At 67.5% G+C, this 17,843-nt stretch carries 22 protein-coding genes; 6 read left to right on the forward strand and 16 right to left on the reverse strand.

Features of this window, described 5'->3' with window-relative positions:
* Positions 1-65: 65 nt before the first annotated feature.
* Positions 66-503 (forward strand): STAS domain-containing protein, encoded by a 438-nt coding sequence (locus ACLP9N_RS09135; protein ID WP_442407090.1) that lies wholly within the window; start codon positions 66-68, stop codon positions 501-503.
* On the opposite strand, the gene ACLP9N_RS09140 is transcribed toward ACLP9N_RS09135, so the two are convergent.
* The 7 genes from ACLP9N_RS09140 to ACLP9N_RS09170 all read right to left on the reverse strand — a co-directional run bounded on the left by ACLP9N_RS09140 (position 487) and on the right by ACLP9N_RS09170 (position 6,781).
* A complete protein-coding gene (locus ACLP9N_RS09140; RefSeq protein ID WP_442407091.1) occupies positions 487-750 on the reverse strand; it encodes a hypothetical protein in 264 nt (87 codons plus the stop codon). The two genes, ACLP9N_RS09135 and ACLP9N_RS09140, sit on opposite strands and share 17 nt — an antisense overlap.
* On the reverse strand, positions 747-1,304 hold the full coding sequence (locus ACLP9N_RS09145) for a DUF3093 domain-containing protein (protein ID WP_442407121.1): 558 nt from the start codon (positions 1,302-1,304) through the stop codon (positions 747-749). The genes ACLP9N_RS09140 and ACLP9N_RS09145 overlap by 4 nt, the downstream gene beginning before the upstream one ends.
* 42 nt (positions 1,305-1,346) lie before the next feature.
* Positions 1,347-2,327 carry a porphobilinogen synthase gene (gene hemB, locus ACLP9N_RS09150; protein WP_442407092.1) on the reverse strand — a complete coding sequence of 327 codons (981 nt, stop codon included), beginning with the start codon at positions 2,325-2,327 and terminating at the stop codon, positions 1,347-1,349.
* Positions 2,327-4,033: a uroporphyrinogen-III synthase gene (locus tag ACLP9N_RS09155; RefSeq protein WP_442407093.1), complete on the reverse strand. Its 1,707-nt coding sequence runs from the start codon at positions 4,031-4,033 to the stop codon at positions 2,327-2,329. The genes hemB and ACLP9N_RS09155 overlap by 1 nt, the downstream gene beginning before the upstream one ends.
* A complete protein-coding gene (gene hemC, locus ACLP9N_RS09160) occupies positions 4,030-5,001 on the reverse strand; it encodes a hydroxymethylbilane synthase (protein WP_442407094.1) in 972 nt (323 codons plus the stop codon). Before hemC ends, ACLP9N_RS09155 begins: the two co-directional genes overlap by 4 nt.
* Before the next feature lie 13 nt (positions 5,002-5,014).
* Positions 5,015-6,394, reverse strand: coding sequence for a glutamyl-tRNA reductase (locus ACLP9N_RS09165; RefSeq protein ID WP_442407095.1), 1,380 nt, complete (start codon positions 6,392-6,394; stop codon positions 5,015-5,017).
* Between the two features lie 123 nt (positions 6,395-6,517).
* Complete coding sequence (locus ACLP9N_RS09170) at positions 6,518-6,781, reverse strand: glutaredoxin family protein (RefSeq protein WP_442407096.1); 264 nt, start codon at positions 6,779-6,781, stop codon at positions 6,518-6,520.
* 87 nt (positions 6,782-6,868) lie between these two features.
* Between ACLP9N_RS09170 and ACLP9N_RS09175 the strand changes: the two genes are divergently transcribed.
* The 5 genes from ACLP9N_RS09175 (at position 6,869) to cmaA2 (ending at position 10,017) form a co-directional block, all read left to right on the forward strand.
* Complete coding sequence (locus ACLP9N_RS09175) at positions 6,869-7,180, forward strand: WXG100 family type VII secretion target (RefSeq protein ID WP_442407097.1); 312 nt, start codon at positions 6,869-6,871, stop codon at positions 7,178-7,180.
* Positions 7,173-7,463 (forward strand): WXG100 family type VII secretion target, encoded by a 291-nt coding sequence (locus ACLP9N_RS09180; RefSeq protein WP_442407098.1) that lies wholly within the window; start codon positions 7,173-7,175, stop codon positions 7,461-7,463. Before ACLP9N_RS09175 ends, ACLP9N_RS09180 begins: the two co-directional genes overlap by 8 nt.
* 148 nt (positions 7,464-7,611) lie before the next feature.
* Positions 7,612-8,541: an HAD family hydrolase gene (locus ACLP9N_RS09185; protein ID WP_442407099.1), complete on the forward strand. Its 930-nt coding sequence runs from the start codon at positions 7,612-7,614 to the stop codon at positions 8,539-8,541.
* Positions 8,542-8,584: 43 nt separating this feature from the next.
* Positions 8,585-9,097, forward strand: coding sequence for an FAS1-like dehydratase domain-containing protein (locus tag ACLP9N_RS09190; RefSeq protein ID WP_442407100.1), 513 nt, complete (start codon positions 8,585-8,587; stop codon positions 9,095-9,097).
* Positions 9,098-9,108: 11 nt separating this feature from the next.
* Positions 9,109-10,017: a cyclopropane mycolic acid synthase CmaA2 gene (gene cmaA2 / locus ACLP9N_RS09195; RefSeq protein ID WP_442407101.1), complete on the forward strand. Its 909-nt coding sequence runs from the start codon at positions 9,109-9,111 to the stop codon at positions 10,015-10,017.
* A 5-nt stretch (positions 10,018-10,022) separates the two neighbouring features.
* Here the strand turns inward: cmaA2 and ACLP9N_RS09200 are convergent, their stop codons facing one another.
* From ACLP9N_RS09200 to ACLP9N_RS09240, 9 genes are all read right to left on the reverse strand, one after another.
* Positions 10,023-11,114 (reverse strand): lysophospholipid acyltransferase family protein, encoded by a 1,092-nt coding sequence (locus ACLP9N_RS09200; RefSeq protein WP_442407102.1) that lies wholly within the window; start codon positions 11,112-11,114, stop codon positions 10,023-10,025.
* Positions 11,096-12,211, reverse strand: a complete 1,116-nt coding sequence (locus tag ACLP9N_RS09205) for an SDR family oxidoreductase (protein ID WP_442407103.1) — start codon at positions 12,209-12,211, stop codon at positions 11,096-11,098. Before ACLP9N_RS09205 ends, ACLP9N_RS09200 begins: the two co-directional genes overlap by 19 nt.
* 73 nt (positions 12,212-12,284) lie before the next feature.
* Entirely contained in the window at positions 12,285-12,386 is a 102-nt protein-coding gene (locus tag ACLP9N_RS09210) for a 30S ribosomal protein bS22 (protein WP_003402602.1), read from the reverse strand.
* A 168-nt stretch (positions 12,387-12,554) separates the two neighbouring features.
* Positions 12,555-12,812 carry a cell division/environmental response transcriptional regulator gene (locus tag ACLP9N_RS09215; protein ID WP_442407104.1) on the reverse strand — a complete coding sequence of 86 codons (258 nt, stop codon included), beginning with the start codon at positions 12,810-12,812 and terminating at the stop codon, positions 12,555-12,557.
* 140 nt (positions 12,813-12,952) lie between these two features.
* On the reverse strand, positions 12,953-13,831 hold the full coding sequence (gene proC, locus ACLP9N_RS09220) for a pyrroline-5-carboxylate reductase (RefSeq protein WP_442407105.1): 879 nt from the start codon (positions 13,829-13,831) through the stop codon (positions 12,953-12,955).
* A 36-nt stretch (positions 13,832-13,867) separates the two neighbouring features.
* Positions 13,868-14,710 (reverse strand): thioesterase family protein, encoded by an 843-nt coding sequence (locus ACLP9N_RS09225; protein WP_442407106.1) that lies wholly within the window; start codon positions 14,708-14,710, stop codon positions 13,868-13,870.
* Positions 14,711-14,722: 12 nt separating this feature from the next.
* Positions 14,723-15,565, reverse strand: coding sequence for a sugar phosphate isomerase/epimerase family protein (locus ACLP9N_RS09230; protein ID WP_442407107.1), 843 nt, complete (start codon positions 15,563-15,565; stop codon positions 14,723-14,725).
* Positions 15,566-15,583: 18 nt separating this feature from the next.
* Positions 15,584-16,573, reverse strand: coding sequence for a hypothetical protein (locus tag ACLP9N_RS09235; protein ID WP_442407108.1), 990 nt, complete (start codon positions 16,571-16,573; stop codon positions 15,584-15,586).
* On the reverse strand, positions 16,570-17,589 hold the full coding sequence (locus ACLP9N_RS09240) for a Ppx/GppA phosphatase family protein (RefSeq protein ID WP_442407109.1): 1,020 nt from the start codon (positions 17,587-17,589) through the stop codon (positions 16,570-16,572). The genes ACLP9N_RS09235 and ACLP9N_RS09240 overlap by 4 nt, the downstream gene beginning before the upstream one ends.
* Positions 17,590-17,843 lie beyond the last annotated feature (254 nt).

Consider the following 17,843-nt stretch of genomic DNA (forward strand, 5'->3'; position numbering starts at 1 on the left):
CTCCTTAGATTTTGCTGGTTGGGTGGGAGACAGGTTTGGAACGAAGCTTGGGGAAGGGACCGCTTATGACTCTCGCGATCGCTGAGCCGGTTTCGGACGCCAGCACCTTCGACTACGGCGGCGCTCGGGTCCGGGCGCACTGCCGTCACCTCGCGACGGTGGTGACCGTCCGAGGCGAAATCGACGGCCTCAACGTCGACCGAATCGGGGAGTACATCAGGCGTTTCATCCTCGAGCAAACCAACCTGGTGCTGGACATGAGCGACGTGACCCACTTTGCTCCGGCTGGCATCTCGCTGTTGCACGGGCTCGACGAAGACTGCCGCGCCGCCGGGGTGGAGTGGACATTGGTCGCGAGCCCGGTGGTCAGCGAGCTGCTGGACAACGGGACCGTACCCATGTTTCCGATTGCGGGCTCGGTACACGCGGCCCTGCGCAACCTGGCCGACGCCATCGTCAGCCGCCGTCAGCTGGTGCTGCCGCTGATCAGGAAGACGGCCTGAACCGCCCTGCCCGAGAACGCCTGAGCCGGGCCGTCCCGACCACGAGCAATATCCCCGCCAGCGTGGCCAGCAACATGGTGAGCAAAAGCTGCTGAGGGTCATACACCAATGACGTGGTGGACGGCTGCCCGTCCGCGATGGGCGCGACGCCTACCGTGTGACGCGCGTGCGACCAGGTGACCCCGGCGCCCGCCAGCGCGGCCAACGCCAGGCCGAGTTCGAGCAGAGCCCGGTACCGGCCGATCACCGGGGCAACCCGTCGTCGTCGTCATGCTCGTCGTCGGCGAGATCCGGCGCCGGGCCCACACGCTCCTGGACGAGCGGGGTCAGCGCGTCGCGGAGGTGGCGGTGGCGGCGCGCCCAGGCCTGCGCGGTGCGGCCGCCGGTGAGCCTCAAGCCGATGCCGACCCGACCACGCGGAACCCCGTTGAGTTCGCCGAGCGCCCGCGCCGTCTGCCAGCGCGCCAGCGGTAGCCCGGACTTGACGGAATTCTCGGCCTCCGGGTAGACCTTGACGATTTCGCGAACCAGGATCGTCTCGGTGCCTTGCCGCAGCGCGTCTTCAGTCAGCTTGACCGAGGTGTGGATCCGCGCGGCCTTGACCTGGATTCCCAAGAACAGCGACACCATCACCAGAAAGATCACCGGAATCGTCAGCCCCACGCCGGCGTGGCTGGACATTTCGATCAGGATCATCGACACCGCCGCCGCCGGGCCCGCCAGCAGCCAATACCAGCTGGCGCCGGGTTCGTAGAACAACGGCTTGGTTGCGCTATCCCCCGCCGGCGACGCCGGCGTCATGTGCAACCCCATTTCGTGATTGTCACCCACCTCCTGCGCCGTTCACGAAAGCCACCCCGCCGCGGCAGCGGCCCAGTAGGTGAGGACGATGTCGGCTCCGGCACGCCGGATGCTGGTCAGCGATTCCAGCGCCGCGGTCCGCTCGTCGATCCAATTGTTCGCCGCCGCGGCACAAATCATCGCGTACTCCCCCGAGACCTGGTACGCGGCCACCGGCACCGGCGAAACGGAGGCCGCCGCAGACACCACGTCCAGGTAGCCCAATGCGGGTTTGACCATCACGATGTCGGCGCCCTCACCAAGATCCAGTTCGATCTCGCGAAGCGCCTCGCGGGCGTTGCCCGGCTCCTGCTGGTAGGTGCGCCGGTCGCCGGACAGGCTGGAGCTCACCGCCTCGCGGAAGGGGCCGTAGAACGCCGAGACGAACTTCGCGGCGTAGGCCAGGATCACCACGTCGGTATAGCCGGCGGCGTCCAGGCCGTCGCGGATGGCGCCCACCTGGCCGTCCATCATCCCGCTGGGCCCGACCACGTGGGCCCCCGATTCCGCTTGTGCCACGGCCAGTTTCACGTATCGGGACAACGTTGCGTCGTTGTCTACCCGGCCCCGGTCGTCGAGGACGCCACAGTGTCCGTGGTCGGTGAACTCGTCCAGGCAGGTGTCGGCCATCAACACGGTTGCGCCACCGAGGTCCTTGGCCAGGTCGCGCAGGGCGACGTTGAGGATGCCATCGGGGTCGGTGCCGGCCGAACCGGTCGCGTCCTTGTCCCCTTCGCGCGGAACCCCGAAGAGCATCACCCCACCCACCCCGGCGGCGACCGCATCGGCGGCGGCACTACGCAGCGAGCCCCGGGTGTGCTGCACCACCCCCGGCATCGAGGCGATGGGCCGCGGTTCGTCGATGCCGTCGGCGACGAACATCGGCAGCACCAAATGCCTTGGCTCCAAAGAGGTTTGCGCAACCAAGCGACGGAGCGCGGGGGTTGAGCGGAGCCGGCGCGGGCGCTGCCGCGGATAGCTCACTAGCGCCTGCGGCTTTTCTTGCGCGGCGGTGGCAGCGCGCCCTCGGCGCGCAGGCGCGCGGCATGTTCGGCCAGGGCGTCGACCAGCGGTCCGACCGCGGCGGTGTCGGGCTGCACATCCACCCGCAGCCCGAATTCGGCTGCGGTCTCGGCGGTTTTGGGGCCGATGCAGGCGATGATGGTCCGCGTGTGGGGCTTGCCGGCGATGCCGACCAGGTTGCGCACCGTGGAGCTGGAGGTGAAGCACACCGCGTCGAAGCCGCCCGTCTTGATCATTTCGCGGGTGGCCGCCGGCGGCGGTGCGGCCCGCACGGTCCGGTAGGCGGTGACGTCCTCAATCTCCCAGCCACGCTCGCGCAGTCCCTCGGCCAGGGTCTCGGTGGCGATATCGGCGCGCGGCAGCAAGACCCGGTTCACCGGGTCGAAAATGCTGTCGTAGGGCGGAAAGTCGTCCAGCAGACCCAGCGAGGACTGTTCGCCGGCCGGCACCAGCTCGGGGCTGCTGCCGAATGCGCGGACCCGGTCGGCCGTCGACTCGCAGACGCAGGCGATCTTGACCCCGGAGAATGCGCGGGCGTCCAGACCGAACTCGCCGAACTTCTCCCACACCGCACCCACCGCGTTGGTGGAGGTGAACACCACCCACTGGAAACGACCGTCGACCAGGCCCTTGACGGCGCGCTCCATTTGCGCGGGGCTGCGCGGCGGTTCGACGGCGATGGTGGGCACCTCGACCGGCAGGGCGCCGTAGGACGTGAGCCGCTCGCTCATCTCGCCGGCCTGGTCCTTGGTGCGCGGCACCAGCACGGTCCAGCCGTAGAGTGCGCGGCTCTCCCACCAATTCAGCTTCGCCCGGCTGGCCACCGTCTTGCCGATGGTCACCACCAGCGGCCCGCCCAGCGGGTCCCCGCCGGTTGAGTGGGACGGCTTGGCCCCCTGATCCTGCAAGGTGCCGTTCAGGACGCCCGGGTCGGTCAATCCCTGCAGTGTGGTTTCGACGGAGCGCTGCTGACAGGTGGTGCCTTGCGCGGTCACCACGCACGGAGTCGTCTCGGCCAGCTCGTGCTCGATCAAGGTGCGCGCCGCGTCGGCCAGATGCGATGCGGTGGCTTGCAGGATCAGCGGCCCGGGAGCCGCGGCCAGCGCGTCCCAGTCCACGTCGCCGCGCACGTCGGCCACGGTGTGCGACGAACCCAGGGGCAGTCCCGCATAGGTCGGGACGGCGCTGGTGGCCGCCAGGCCGGGCACGATCTCGATGTGCAAGTGGGTGCGCGCAACGGCATTCACCTCGGTGATGACGGCATCCACCGTCAGCGGGTCACCCGCCACCAGCCGCACCACGTCGGCGCCCGCCTTGGCCTCGGCGGTCAGCGTCTTGGCGACCTCGGCCGGATCGCCCAGCGCCGGGCGGATGTCGGGGCCTCCGGGCACAACCGCCGGCGCGCTCTCCTCGGGGCTGCCGCTGCCCGCGTCCGCATTCCCGGCGGCCGGTTCGGCCGGCACCGGCCCGGAGACGGGCGGCAGGTCCTTACCGATCAGCGCCAGCACCGGCTCGGGCACGTCGGGGTCGGTGAACACCAGGGCCGCGTTCGCCAGCACCGCGGCAGCCCGCGTGGTCAGCAGTCCCGGGTCGCCCGGGCCGGAGCCGACGAAGGTGATGCGGCCCGGTCTCGGCTTACGCCCTCGAACGGTTGGTTGGCGAGTCATTGTCGCTCCCAATCATTTCCAGTACTTCCAGGCGCGGGGTCTTGCCGCGCTCCCCTCATCAGCTCCCGGGCGCCCAGCTCGAACAGCTCCGCAGCGACCGAGAGCCCAAGCTCGCGTGCCCGACCGGAGGCGCCGACGCCGGATGCGCGGATCACGTCCGATCCGTCCAGCGCCGCCACGCAGCCGCGCAGCGAGAGCTCTTCGAAGACGCGGCCTTCCTCATCGATGGACTCGACCACTTCCGCGATCGCGCCCACCGGTGCGGAGCAACCGGCCTCCAGTTCGGCGAGCAGGGCTCGCTCCGCGGTGACCGCCGCGCGCGTGTCGGCGTCGTCCAACTCCGCCAGCACCGCCGCTAACCGGCTGTCACTGGCGCGGCACTCGACCGCGAGCGCTCCTTGAGCCGGTGCTGGCAACATCTGCACCGGCTCTAACGTCTCGGTGACGTCGTCGAGGCGGCCCAGTCGGGCCAGACCGGCCCGGGCCACGACGACGGCGTCAAGATCACCACTGCTTACCCTGTTCAACCTGGTATCTAGGTTGCCTCGTAGGGGGCGGATTTCCAAACCGAGACCCAATGCTCTAAGCTGTGCGGCCCGTCGCGGGGACGAGGTGCCCACCACCGATCCCGTCGGCAACTCCGCAAGCACCAGCCCGTCGCGCGCTACCACCGCGTCGCGGGGGTCATTGCGCGGCGGTATCGCGGCGATGGTGAACCTTGGGTCGTGGGCCGTCGGCAAATCCTTGTGCGAGTGCACAGCCGCGTCAACCCGGCCGTCTTCGATGGCCTCACGCAACGCGGTGGTGAAGACGCCCACCCCCAGACTTTCGATGGGCGCCGAGGATCGGTCGCCCGCGGTGCTGATGGTCACCAACTCCGCGGGATGGCCGTTGGCGATGAGAGCGTCCCTGACGGCAGCGGCCTGGGTGGTGGCCAACGCACTGCCCCGAGTGCCAATCCGGATCACGTGAGCCAATCGGCTACTCGGCGGAAGGTGTCGGGGTTCCGGCGTCGAAATCGCCTCGCACCACAGGCAATTCACCCGCAGCAACGGCGGCCACGGAGTCAATGGCGGTCTGGTCGAGTTCGAAAAGCTCGCGCAGCGCCTCGGCGTAGCTATCGCCGCCGGGCGCGCTGGCGAGCTGCTTGATCCGCACTGTGGGCGCGTGCAGCAATTTGTCCACCACCCGGCGCACGGTGCGGGCCACCTCTTCACGCTCGGCGCTTTGAAGCCCCGGCAGCCGGTTGTCCAGGCGGAGCAGTTCTGCTTCGACCACATCGGCGGCTCGCTGGCGCAACGCCGTCACCGTGGGGGTGACCTCGGCCATCCGCTGCCCCACCAGATAGCCGGCGACTTCGTTCGCGACGATGCTCCGGGCGGCGTCGACGTCGGTGGCGGCGGCGTGGGCCGCGGGCTCGTGTTGGACGCGGTCCACGTCGACGACCCAGATGCCGGGCAGTCCGGCCACCGCCGGATCGACGTCGCGCGGCATGCCGAGGTCGCATATCACCAGCGGCTGGGTTGCTTCGTCGCGGTGCGCGGCCGCCAGCGCGTGATACACGTCGGCCAGCGAAACCACCGGGGTCACCGCCCCGGTGCAGCTGACCACGACGTCGGCATCCGCCAATGCGTCGGCCAGGCCGTCGAAGGTCAACGCTTCGGCCTCGACACCCGATTCGCGGATTTTGCGGACCAACCGTTGCGCCCGGGACAATGACCGGTTGAGCACGTGGATGTGCCCGATGCCCGCGCGCGTGAGCTGCGCCGCCGCGAGCGCGCCCATGGCCCCTGCGCCGATCACCAGTGCGGTTTTCCCCGGCAGCCCGCCCAGCCTGCGTTCGGCCATGCCCAGCGCGACCGACACCACCGAGGCGCCGACCGCGTCGATCGCCGTTTCGGAATGCACCCGCTTGCCCACCGACAGCGCCCGCTGGGCCAGCTCGTGGAGCAGCCGGCCGACGGTGCGGTTGGCCTCTGCGGTGGCATACGCGCGGCGCACCTGACCAAGCACCTGTTGCTCGCCGATGACCGCTGAATCCAGACCGCTGGCAACCGCGAACAGGTGCTCGACGGCGGCCTCGCTGTAGCGGACGTAGGCGTATTTGGTCAGGTCGCCCATCGACATCCCGGAGTGCTCCGACAGCACCTGCCCGATCACCGCCAGGCCGGCGTGGAACGCGTCCACCACGGCGTAGACCTCGACGCGGTTACACGTCGACAGCACCATGGCCTCGGTCACCAGCGACGACTGCAGCACTCGGTCGACAATCTTGGTCTGGTCGGATTCGTCGAGGCTGAGTTGTTCCAGGACGGAGACCGGCGCACTGCGGTGCGAAACCCCGAAGAGCAGGATGCTCACGGCAGCATCACCTGGCCAGCTCCTTTGCTTTCCAAGCCGTAACTGAACTGATGTCTACGGTAATCGTTGATGAGCTGGGCTACCAAATAATGGTGCACCGGCAAGGGCGGTTAGCAAGGGCGGTTAACGGGCCGCCAGATCCGCGCGCAGCCGGGCCTCGTCGATCTCCCAGTAACTGTGTTCGCGGCCGTCCAGCAGGATCACCGGCAGACGGTCGCCGAACTCGGCCCGCAGCCCAGGGTTGCCCGCCAACGCCGCGGCGTCGACGTCCGTCGTTGACAGGTCGAAGCCCAGTTCACCGGCCAGTTCAGCGAGCCGGGCGTGTACCCGCACGCAGATGGCGCACCCGTCGCGAGTCAGCAGCTCCACCTGCGGGGTCTGGGTCATGCCCACCAGTGTGGCACCTGTCGACCGGGTCCTCAGCGTGACTCAGGGTGAGTTGTGGCCAGCCCCGGTGGGCGTTAGGTTGCCGCCATGGGCGCCGACAACACCTTTAAGGTGAATCCCGAGGCGATGCAGCGCTTCGCGGCGGCGTTGGATTGCGGCGCCAAGGACCTGCAGGATCGGCTGGCCGAGCTGGACGGTCAGGTCGGCGAGATGCTGGGCGGCTGGCGGGGCGCGTCAGGCGGCGCCTACGCCTCTGCATGGGAGCTGTGGCATCGCGGGGCCGCCGAGGTACAGCTGGGGTTGTCGCACCTGGCGAAGTCGGTCGGCGAAGCCGGTGTGGGCTATCAGCAGAACGAGGCCGCCTCTGCCCGAGCGCTGCGGGGTGTGCGGAATGGCTGAGGCGTTTCGGGTGGATCCGGACACATTGGCTAACGCGGTGCGCCGGATGGCGGAGTTTGGCCGCCACACCGAGAGCATGCTCGGCGAAATCGATTCTCTGGTAACCGATTTGCACGCGACGTGGACGGGGGAAGGCGCTGCGGCCCACGCCGAGGCGCACCAGCGCTGGGCTCGCGGCGAGGCGATGATGCGCGCGGCACTGGCCCGGTTGCGGGCCGCGGGTGCGACGGCGCATCGCAACTACACGGGCGCCGTGACGGCGAACGTAGCTATGTGGTCGTGACCTGCCGAACGTGACGCCGGCCTCACGTTCGGCACCTTCGGGCCGGCCACCGCAAATCCAGACCAGCCACGCAAACCTCCTTCACACGCGTGCCGGATAGTGTTGGTACCGGCCACCGGGCGGGCACGGCGATTGAGGAGGTTTGTCGATGGCTTCCGCTGAACCCGGCGACGCAGACCGCACCGGTCACGTTGACGTGGACACGCCGGCCGACAACGCCAGCGCCAGCCGTGCGCTTGATGACCTGAAGGCCGCGCAGGCCACTGAGGCCCCTGCGGCCGCTTCGGATGATCGTCCGCAGCCGCCCATCGACCTGACCGCCGCCGCGTTCTTCGACGTGGACAACACGCTGGTGCAGGGTTCGTCGGCGGTGCATTTCGGCCGCGGGCTGGCGGCTCGAAATTACTTCACCTATCGCGACGTGCTCGGATTCATCTACGCGCAGGCCAAGTTTCAGTTGCTCGGCAAGGAAAACAGTGAAGACGTCGCCGCCGGGCGGCGCAAGGCCCTCACGTTCATCGAAGGCCGATCGGTCGAGCAGCTGGTAGCCCTCGGCGAGGAGATCTACGACGAGATCATCGCCGACAAGATCTGGAACGGCACCCGCGAGCTCACGCAGATGCACCTCGATGCCGGCCAGCAAGTCTGGCTGATCACCGCCACGCCCTACGAGCTCGCGGCCACCATCGCGCGCCGCCTCGGGCTGACCGGTGCGCTGGGCACCGTCGCCGAATCGGTCGACGGTGTGTTCACTGGCAGGCTGGTCGGCGAGATTCTGCACGGCCCGGGCAAAGCCCACGCCGTGCGGTCGCTGGCTATCCGCGAGGGTCTCAATCTGAAACGCTGCACCGCCTATTCCGACAGCTTCAATGACGTGCCGATGTTGTCGCTGGTGGGCACCGCGGTCGCCATCAACCCCGACGCCCGGCTGCGCAGCCTGGCCCGCGAACGCGGGTGGGAGATCCGCGATTTTCGAACCGCGCGCAAGGCCGCCCGAATCGGGGTGCCGTCGGCGCTGGCGCTCGGCGCGGCGGGCGGTGCGCTGGCCGCGTTGGCGTCCAGACGCCAATCGCGCTGATAAGCTGCGCCGCTAGCGTCTATTCGAGCGGAGAGCAAGCGTCATGACAGTCATCCAAGGAGCCGAAACAGTCATCGGCAGCCATTACCGTGCGTCGGACTACTTCCAGGTCGGACGCGAAAAGATCCGCGAGTTCGCACTCGCGGTGAAGGACGACCACCCGACGCATTACAGCGAGACCGACGCCGCGGACGCCGGTTACGACGCGCTGCTCGCTCCCCTGACCTTTCTGGCCGTTGCGGGACGCCGTGTGCAGCTGGAGATCTTTACCAAGTTCCAGATCCCGATCAACATCGCCCGGGTCGTCCATCGCGATCAGAAATTTCGGTTTCACCGCCCGATCGTCGCCCACGATAAGCTGTACTTCGACACCTACCTAGACTCGGTGATCGAATCCCACGGCACCGTGCTCGCCGAGATTCGCAGCGAAGTCACAGACGCCGAGGGGAAACCGGTCGTCACCAGTGTCGTCACGATGCTGGGGGAGGCCGCATATCAAGACGCTGGCGCTGAAGAAACCGTCGCAGCGATAGCATCCATATCTGCGGGAAATTAGGGGCAAATCCAATGACGTCACAGGGTGAAACGGGTGGCACCCAGCTGAAGCCGCCAGTCGAGGCAGTCCGATCTCACTACGACAAGTCGAATGAATTCTTCAAGCTGTGGCTTGATCCGTCGATGACCTACAGCTGCGGCTATTTCGAAGAGCGTCCGAACATGACGCTGGAAGAGGCCCAGTACGCCAAGCGCAAGCTCGCCCTGGACAAGCTGAACCTCGAGCCCGGCATGACGCTGCTCGACATCGGCTGCGGCTGGGGCTCGACAATGCGGCACGCGGTGCAGGAGTACGACGTCGACGTGATCGGCTTGACGCTGAGCGAGAATCAGTATGCTCACGACATCCAGAAGTTCGCCGAGATGGACAGCCCCCGTCGCAAAGAGGTGCGGATCCAGGGCTGGGAGCAATTCGATGAGCCCGTGGACCGCATCGTGTCCCTCGGCGCGTTCGAGCACTTTGCCGACGGAGCGGGCGATGCCGGGTACGAGCGTTACGGCGTCTTCTTCAAGAAGTTCTACAGCTTGCTGCCCGACGACGGCAGGATGCTGCTGCACACCATCGTGGTGCCCGCCGCCGAGGAGGGTAAGGAACTCGGCTTGAGGACGACGATGAGCCTGCTGCGGTTTATCAGCTTCATCTTAAAGGAGATCTACCCGGGCGGTAGGTTGCCCCAGGTCGAACAGGTCGACAGGTACTCCACGGACGCCGGATTCAAGATCGAGCGTCGCCACTTCATCGGGAAGAACTACGTTCCGACGTTGACGGCCTGGGGGGATGCGCTCGAGGCGCACAAAGAAGAGGCGATTGCCCTGAAGGGGCAGGAGACCTACGACATCTACCTGCACTACCTGCGTGGTTGCTCGGATCTGTTCCGCGACGGCTACACGAACGTCTGCCAGTTCACCCTGGTCAAGTAGGGAACTCAGCCGAAGAAGATGTTGCGACGACCAGCCAGCAGACGGTACAGCGTCTGCTGGATGGTCTCACGCACCTGATCGGTCAACTCGAACGTCACCATCGGGTCCTCGGCGTCGCTGGCGGCGTAGTCGGCGGTGTAGATCGGCTCACCGAACGCGATGCGCCACTTCGACGGCAGCGGCACCAGACCCGCGGGCCCGGCCAACGGGAACAGCGGCGTGATCGGGAAGTAGGGCAGGCCGAACAGCCGCGCCAGCAACTTGACGTCGGCCAGCATCGGATAGATCTCTTCGGAGCCGATGATCGAGCACGGAATGATCGGCGCCTTGGTGCGCAGTGCCGCGGTGACGAAGCCGCCGCGGCCGAATCGCTGTAGCCGGTAGCGGTCCTCGAAGCGCTTGCCCAGGCCCTTATAGCCCTCGGGGAAGACGGCGGTCAGCTCGCCGGAGGCGAGCAGCCGCTGAGCGTCCGTCGTGCAGGCCATGGTGTGCCCGGCCTTGCGGGCGGCCTCGCCGATCACGGGCAGGTCGAACACCATGTCGGCGGCCAGCAGCCGTAGGTCGCGCTCGGACGGATGATTGTCGTGAACCGCCACCGACAACATCAGCCCGTCGAACGGCAGGACCCCGGCGTGGTTGGCCACCAAAAGCGCGGCGCCATCACTCGGCAGGTTCTCGATGCCGCTGACTTCGACGCGGAACCATGACCTGAAGAAGAACCTCAGCAATGGTCGAACGATCGCGTTGTTGAAGTGCGGATCGAACCCGAACTCGTCGACGCTGTAGTCGCCGGTCAGCCGCTTCCGAAGGAATCCGGACACCGCGGCGACGCGCTCGGCGAGTTCGTTGAGTGGCGCCTCGGTCGGGGACGGCGCGCCCGCGGCGCGCCGATGCTCGTCGATCTCGCGGACGACGGCGGCGATCTGTTCGGCCGGCGCGCGGCCGCTTGGATCAGAGAGTAAGGAGGGATGCTGACCGGAATCTTCTGCCCGTTGACCCGCTCTTCGACGCGCCGCTACCCGACCCCGATTCGTGTGCAGTGGAATGACATTCGCTCTGGTTTCACCCGCCACGATATTTACCTGACCCCACCCCATGGAATTGGATTTCGGCTACCCCAGCGCTGGGCAATCGCTATAGCGCGACCCTCCAGGGAGCGTACCCGATGTGGGTCGATTATGGGAGTCAAGCCGCGGCCGCGGACGTAGTCATCGAAGGCCTCGGCCGTCGTCCATTTGGGGTGGTAGCCAAGTTCTGAGCGCATCCGGCTGGTGTCCATCACCCGGCCATAACTCAAGTAATTGAATTGATCGCGGGTGATCTCGGTGTAACGGTTAGCCCTTCTCAGCGAGTCGAGCGCGAACACGCCAAAACCGGGTACTGGCAATGGGATTCGGCCGGCGCGGCGAATCGCCTGCGACAGCATGATGGTGCCCTCGGCGCCGATGTTGAAGGTGCCGGCCTTGCCGGCCATCGCCGCGCGCTCGAGTGCGCCCAGCGCATCCTGCTCGTGCAGCAACTGCAGTCGCGCATCGCGGCCGAACATCGTCGGGACCAGCGGGCCGGCCAGATACCGCGACAACGTGGTGTCCATCGCGGGGCCAATCATGTTGGCCAGCCGCAAAATCGTCACCGCGATGTCGGGCCGGCGCCGGCCCAATCCGCGCGCGTAACCCTCGATATCCAGGCTGTCCTTGGCGAAACCATCGCGAAACGGCCGACGGCTGCTGCTGTCCTCGGTGAACATCACCGGATCGTGCGCGCTGGACCCGTACACTTCGGACGTCGACTTGAGCACGACACGACGCACCGACGGCGCCTTCTGACAGGCGGCGAAAAGTTGCATCGCGCCCATCACGTTGATTTCCTTCAACGCCGCAGTGCCGCCGGAGCGCGGCGCGTAGGACGCCGCGGCCGCATGCACCACCGTGTCGACGTCGCCATTTCGAATCACCTTGGCGATAAACGGATTGCGAATATCAGCGCGGACGAACTCAGCCCGGCCCATCCGGCGCAGCATGTCCTTGCTCGGCGCGACCGCGTCGACCGCGATGACCCCGTTGATGAGCGGGTTTTGCGCGAGCCGAGCAGTCAGGTAGCCGCCCAGAAACCGGCAGGCGCCGGTGACCAGCACAACTTTGGGGTAATGCACGGTCCCACCGGGGCCGGCGTCAGGGCCGCTCGACGTATCCACCCGATCAGCCTAGCGGGCGAGGAGCTACAGCGGCGTTACCGACGGGTGACTTCGGCCCAAGACTTACAAGGACCTACTTGCCAAGTTTTCGGCGCTGCACCCGGGTGCGACGCAGCAGCTTGCGGTGCTTCTTCTTCGACATGCGCTTGCGCCGCTTCTTGATGACTGAACCCATGACTCCGCTATCTGGCTGCTATCTGGCCGCCGGCCTGCTTCAAAGATTGGACCCGGACACCTTACCCGGCGGGACGCACGCAACACCAAACCGGCGTCTCGTGACCAACCGCGAGACCACTGCGTACCCACCAAGCCCAGCGCCGCCGGCAGGCGGCCCGGTGTGACCTCAGCCCGCGTCGAAGTACGACGTCTCCAGCATGTCGTGGACGGCCTTGGCATGCACTCGGAAGGAGCGACCAACCCGAACCGCGGGCAGTTCACCGTTGTGCACCAGCCGGTACACCGTCATCTTGGAGACCCGCATCAGCGCGGCCACCTCGGCGACGGTCAGAAATTGTGTCCTGGCCTGCTGGCCATCGAGGGAACCGGTGTCCCGCGGCTTACCAGCGGAATCTCGCGCCGATGGCCCGTTCGTAGACGTCATCGCAACCCAATCGTGTCAGGCACGCGCAACGCCACCGGCTTCCCCTCCGCTGGCACCCACGTGTGCATACACACAGGAGAATAGCGGGACTAGTGGGGTTACTGGTACTGGTGGGGGCTAATCAATTCGAAATCTTAAAATTATTCGGATGTAATTCTTAGCTGCTCAGAGCGGCTTTTGGCGGCCTGGACGGCGGCGTCCACGGCCGCCCGCAAGCCCCCGCGTTCGAGTTCTCGCAGCGCAGCGGCGGTGGTTCCGCCGGGTGAGGTGACCGTGGCCCGCAGTTGCGCGGCCGTTGCGTCCACCTGCATCCCCAGCGCCCCACCGTCGGCCGATGGCCGGTCCTGGTTCATCCGTTCCAGCAGCATCGCCGCTGATCCGGCCATTGTCTGGGCGGTCAGATCGGCGGCCACCGGACGGCTCAGACCCGCCGCGACGCCGGCGTCGACCAGGGCCTCGACCAGCAGAAAGAAATACGCCGGGCCCGAACCGGACAGTGCGGTCACGGCGTCCATTTGCGACTCGGGAACGGTGAGCACGCCGCCGACCGCGTCGAACAGGGCCGAGACCTCCTCGAGCTGTGGTGGCGTGACGAAACGGCCCTTGGCCAGCGCCGTCACCCCCGCGCCCACCAGCGCCGCCGCGTTCGGCATCGCCCGGATCACCGGGGTGCCGACCGGCAGCCTGGATTCGAAGTAGGTGATCGTGATGCCGGCGGCCACGGTCACGAACACCTGCTCAGCGCTGTCGTTATCAGCGTTGGCAGCCGCTTCGGCCAGCTTCGCCAGCACGGACTCGACGTCGGCGGGCTTCACCGCGACCACGATGAACGTCGCGTTGTCCACCGCTTCGGTCACCGACGACGTCACCAACACCGAATAGGTGTCCGCCAGGTACTTGGCGCGGTCTCCGATCCGCTCGGCCACCACCAGGTCTTTGGTCTGCCGCCCTGCCCGCAGCAGGCCAGACAGCAATGCCTCGCCGATGCTGCCACCACCGATGATCGCGATCCTTGCCATGTCGGAAAGCATCGCAGACGGCTCGGCTCTTCCGTGCTACCGGGCGGGGGGCACCATCGCCAGTTGGCGCGACTGCGCCACAATGCGGCCCGTCTGGTCGACGACGAGGTGGTCCTCGTCGAACCAGTCCTGCCCGATCTCGACGCAGCTACAGATCACTCGCAGCCAACCATCGGCGGGCAATGCCCGAAGGAACGCGGTCAGCTGGATGGTGGGCGCCCAGCCGGTGCGTTCCACCGCGAAGGTCACCGGAGCCGACACATCCCCGCACATGAGCGCGAACAGCGCGTCCGGGGCGACGCCGCGGGGGCGTGCCCACATCTGAATCACCGGCGGGCGCCCCTCAGCGCTGGGCGCCAGTGTCGACAGCACCGTCCGGATGTCGCAGCCTTCGCCGAGGTGCACCAGGCCGGCCAGCGGGTGGCCAGGCTCGATCGGCGCGACGTCCCCGGGTGGTTCGGGTGGCATCAAATCCAGAACCGGGTTGGCCGACAGCAGCGGCACGGTCCCGTGCTCGGGCTCGCCGAGGTTGACGACGGCATGCACCGCGGCGCGGTCGCCCTGGGTCAGCTCGACATCGACCACGCTGATCCGGCGGCCACGCTTGCGGATCAACGTCGTCAGCAGCATCGGCCCCGGGTCGGGCGCCCACAGGAAGCTTGCCGACACTGAGACAGGCTCCAGGACCGGCCCAAGCCCGTCCGATGGCCCGCCGCCGCACGCGGTGCGCGCGGCGTTGGCACACAACGCCAGCATCGCGCCGCCGTGCACCTTGGGCCCGATGGTCCAGTGCTTGTTCAGCTCGCCTTGAAAAGTGCGTGGGTACACGCCGGGGCCGACCTCGCGCAGCGTCATCGCTTCGGTGAATAGGGCGGTCATGGTCTCCTGATGTCAGCGCAGCAAGTGCGCGCGGGCGAACTGCAACGATTCGGTCAGCATGGCTTCACGCTCATTGGCCGAACGCGCGCTTGACGTGGACACCTCCAGGATGACGTGGCCGGCGAAATGGCCGCCGGCCAGCATCTGGCACACCTCTGCGGTGGGCTCCGTACCGCGGCCCGGCACCATGTGCTCGTCGGCGGGCAGGCCGCTGCCGTCACACAGGTGCAGGTGCACCAGCCCCGGGCCCATCCGCCGCGCCATCTCCAGCGCGTCGGTGCCCGCGGTCGCGGTGTGCGACAGGTCCAGCGTGTAGTGCGCGTGGTTGCCGTCGAGCGGGTCGTAGGACGGCGCGAACGCCGAAATCGCAGGCCCGGGGCCACCGCCACGCCTGCGCATGCGTTCTCGTGACTGGTCGGCCCCGAAGAATCGGTCCGCCCGGAACGGGAACATGTTCTCGACGGCGACCATCACCTCGCTGGACGCTTCGAGGGCCACCACCTGTTCACTGAATCCGTCTGCGTAGCGCCGCTGCCACCGGAACGGCGGATGCACGACGACCGTCTGCGCGCCCAGTTGTTCGGCGGCCTTCACGCTGCGCTCGAGCTTGGGAATCGGGTTGGAGCCCCACACCCGCTGCGAGATCAGCAGGCAGGGCGCGTGCACCGACAGCACCGGTACGTGATAACGCTCCGACAGCTTCTCGACGGCATCGATGTCCTGGCTGACCGTCTCGCCCCACACCATCAGCTCGACCCCGTCGTAGCCCAGCCTGGTCGCGTACTCGAATGCGGCCTCGGCCCGCAACGGGTACACCGAGGCCGTCGACAAGCCGACTTTGATTGCTGGGCGCACTGTCTGTGTGGTGCCCACCTAGCCCGATTGCAACGACAGCGCCAGCGGTCCCAAGGTGATCAGCGCCCCCACCGCGACCGCGATCAACGTGCTGGCGATGTCCTCGGTTTTACGGACGACCCGCACCCCGACCACCAGGCCCAGGATGACCAGCACCGAGAGGACCAGGGCCACGATGCTGTTCCAGCGCCACAGCTGGTCGAAGGCCACGAACAGGCCCGCGCCGAACACGACGGCCAGGATCGACTGCAGCACCACCAGGCTGCCCCGCCACAGCGCTTCGAACCTGCTCGGCGACGGCTGACCCTGCTCGCCGGCTTCTTCCGGCTCTGGCCGCTTCGCCGGCTGTGAGGGCCCAGTCGTGCCCGCCGCTTCGTCGCCGCGCCGCCGGGCCAACTCGTCGGCGAGTGTCTGTCCCCCGAACAGCGTCGAATCCGAAGCCTGCAGGTAGGAGCGCACGTATGCGGAATCCTCGGTCGCGACTTCCGCCTCGCGCACGTCGGAGTCCATGACGTCGACCGGGATGTCCGCGTAGTCGTCGGCCGGATCGGGACTCATGCCCTCGGCGTCGGACTCCAGCTCCGCGGACCCGTTTCGACCATCCGCGTGCTCGGCCTCGCTACCGGTGTGGCCCAACGGCCGCGGGTAGGCACTGAGCTGCGGCCCCGACGCGCGTTGAGCCTGCGGCGGGGACTTGGGCCAGCGCGGCTCGGGTTCGGACCAGTAGGCGACGTGCTCCGCACCCGCGTTGGCAGGTTGCTCGTCCACAGCCGCAGGGGCCGGCGGGGGCGGCTCGATCCCGTCCTGGTCGTCGTCATGGTCCACGCCCCGGATGACCGGAATTTCACCCGTGAGCTCGGCAACCGAAACGGCGTCGCTGTCACCGCGCCGACGGCGTCGGCGCCGGGTGACCGCCGGCGCGCCGATCGTCCCGTTCCTGGCCAGTAATTCGGCGACCGAGATCGGCCGGGTCTCGGGGCTCTCCGTCTCGGGGTGTGGTCCGGTCATGATTTGTCGCCTTTCGATCGGTTAGCCGCGTTCCGATCTACTTCCTGGGCTCTAGCATCGCGCACCGAAGTCTCCACCAAGGCAGTTCCATCGGCTTCACTGTCAAGTTTCCGCAAGATGAGACCTTCCCGTAATGCCCACGGGCAGATGTCCACGGTTTCTATTGACAGCGCTCGCATGCTCGCCTCTGCCACCAGCGCGCCCGCCACGATCTGCGGTGCCCGCTCGGCGCTAACTCCTTCCAGTTCTGCGCGGTCAGCGGTCGTCATCCTAGAGATGAAAGATATGAGTTGTCTGAGGCCGTTTGCCGTAAGTGTCCTTTTCGCCCGCGGTCCGGCGGCCGACGGCGCAGCGCCGGTGAGGCGCGCCAGCGAGCGAAACGTCTTCGACGAGGCCACCGCGAGGTCGGGGGCGCCGGCATCCAGCACGGTCACGCTGGCATCGGCCAACTCGGCATCCAACCAATCGCGCAGCATCGCGACCCGGCGCCGGCCGGGCGGATCGTCGGGCAGCCACTCGCGGGTCAACCGTCCGGCGCCCAACGGCAGCGACATCGCGACCTCGGGCTCCTCATCGACTCCGCTGGACACCTCCAGCGAGCCACCGCCGATGTCGAGGTTGATGATCCGTCCCGCGCTCCACCCATACCAGCGGCGCACCGCCAGGAAGGTCAGCCGCGACTCGTCGACCCCACGCAGCACCTGCAACTCGACGCCGGCCTCTTTGCGCACCCGGGCCAGCACGTCGTCGGAATTCTCGGCGTCGCGGACCGCGGACGTGGCGAAGGCCATCAACTGCTCACAACCGGAGCTGATCGCGATCTTGGCGAACTCGTCGATCGTGGAAATGAGCTTCTCGGCGCCGCGCTTGGTGATCTTGCCCGAACTGTCGGTGGCTTCGGCCAGCCGCAGGGTGGCCTTCGTCGAACTCATCGGCGTCGGATGCCCACCGCGGTGGGCATCTACCACCAGCAGATGGACCGTGTTGCTACCCACATCGAGCACGCCCAATCGCACAGGATACAAACCTAGCGGGGCGACGATGCGCGCCGCGAAGCGGCGTGAGGAGAAGGCCCGCAACTCAGCACTAGCGGGGCGACGATGCGCGCCGCGAAGCGGCGTGAGGAGAAGGCCCGCAACTCAGCACCAGCGGGGCGACGATGCGCGCCGCGAAGCTGCGTGAGGAGAAGGCCCGCAATTCAGCACCAGCGGGGCGACGATGCGCGCGACTGAGCAGTCCGGCAAACCGACACGACGCGAGCCGCGCTTGC

The organism is Mycobacterium sp. (assembly GCF_052144515.1).
In the GTDB taxonomy this organism is placed as follows: domain Bacteria; phylum Actinomycetota; class Actinomycetes; order Mycobacteriales; family Mycobacteriaceae; genus Mycobacterium.

What these genes read in the sequence shown, in the direction of transcription:
- ACLP9N_RS09135 (WP_442407090.1), top strand. Translation starts at nt 66, where the DNA reads ATGACTCTCGCGATCGCTGAGCCGGTTTCGGACGCCAGCACCTTCGAC.
- cmaA2 (WP_442407101.1), top strand. Translation starts at nt 9,109, where the DNA reads ATGACGTCACAGGGTGAAACGGGTGGCACCCAGCTGAAGCCGCCAGTC.
- ACLP9N_RS09200 (WP_442407102.1), bottom strand. Translation starts at nt 11,114, where the DNA reads ATGGGGTGGGGTCAGGTAAATATCGTGGCGGGTGAAACCAGAGCGAAT.
- ACLP9N_RS09185 (WP_442407099.1), top strand. Translation starts at nt 7,612, where the DNA reads ATGGCTTCCGCTGAACCCGGCGACGCAGACCGCACCGGTCACGTTGAC.
- ACLP9N_RS09235 (WP_442407108.1), bottom strand. Translation starts at nt 16,573, where the DNA reads ATGACCGGACCACACCCCGAGACGGAGAGCCCCGAGACCCGGCCGATC.
- ACLP9N_RS09155 (WP_442407093.1), bottom strand. Translation starts at nt 4,033, where the DNA reads ATGACTCGCCAACCAACCGTTCGAGGGCGTAAGCCGAGACCGGGCCGC.
- ACLP9N_RS09190 (WP_442407100.1), top strand. Translation starts at nt 8,585, where the DNA reads ATGACAGTCATCCAAGGAGCCGAAACAGTCATCGGCAGCCATTACCGT.
- ACLP9N_RS09175 (WP_442407097.1), top strand. Translation starts at nt 6,869, where the DNA reads ATGGGCGCCGACAACACCTTTAAGGTGAATCCCGAGGCGATGCAGCGC.
- ACLP9N_RS09180 (WP_442407098.1), top strand. Translation starts at nt 7,173, where the DNA reads ATGGCTGAGGCGTTTCGGGTGGATCCGGACACATTGGCTAACGCGGTG.
- proC (WP_442407105.1), bottom strand. Translation starts at nt 13,831, where the DNA reads ATGGCAAGGATCGCGATCATCGGTGGTGGCAGCATCGGCGAGGCATTG.
- ACLP9N_RS09210 (WP_003402602.1), bottom strand. Translation starts at nt 12,386, where the DNA reads ATGGGTTCAGTCATCAAGAAGCGGCGCAAGCGCATGTCGAAGAAGAAG.
- ACLP9N_RS09215 (WP_442407104.1), bottom strand. Translation starts at nt 12,812, where the DNA reads ATGACGTCTACGAACGGGCCATCGGCGCGAGATTCCGCTGGTAAGCCG.
- ACLP9N_RS09170 (WP_442407096.1), bottom strand. Translation starts at nt 6,781, where the DNA reads ATGACCCAGACCCCGCAGGTGGAGCTGCTGACTCGCGACGGGTGCGCC.
- ACLP9N_RS09145 (WP_442407121.1), bottom strand. Translation starts at nt 1,304, where the DNA reads ATGACGCCGGCGTCGCCGGCGGGGGATAGCGCAACCAAGCCGTTGTTC.
- ACLP9N_RS09225 (WP_442407106.1), bottom strand. Translation starts at nt 14,710, where the DNA reads ATGACCGCCCTATTCACCGAAGCGATGACGCTGCGCGAGGTCGGCCCC.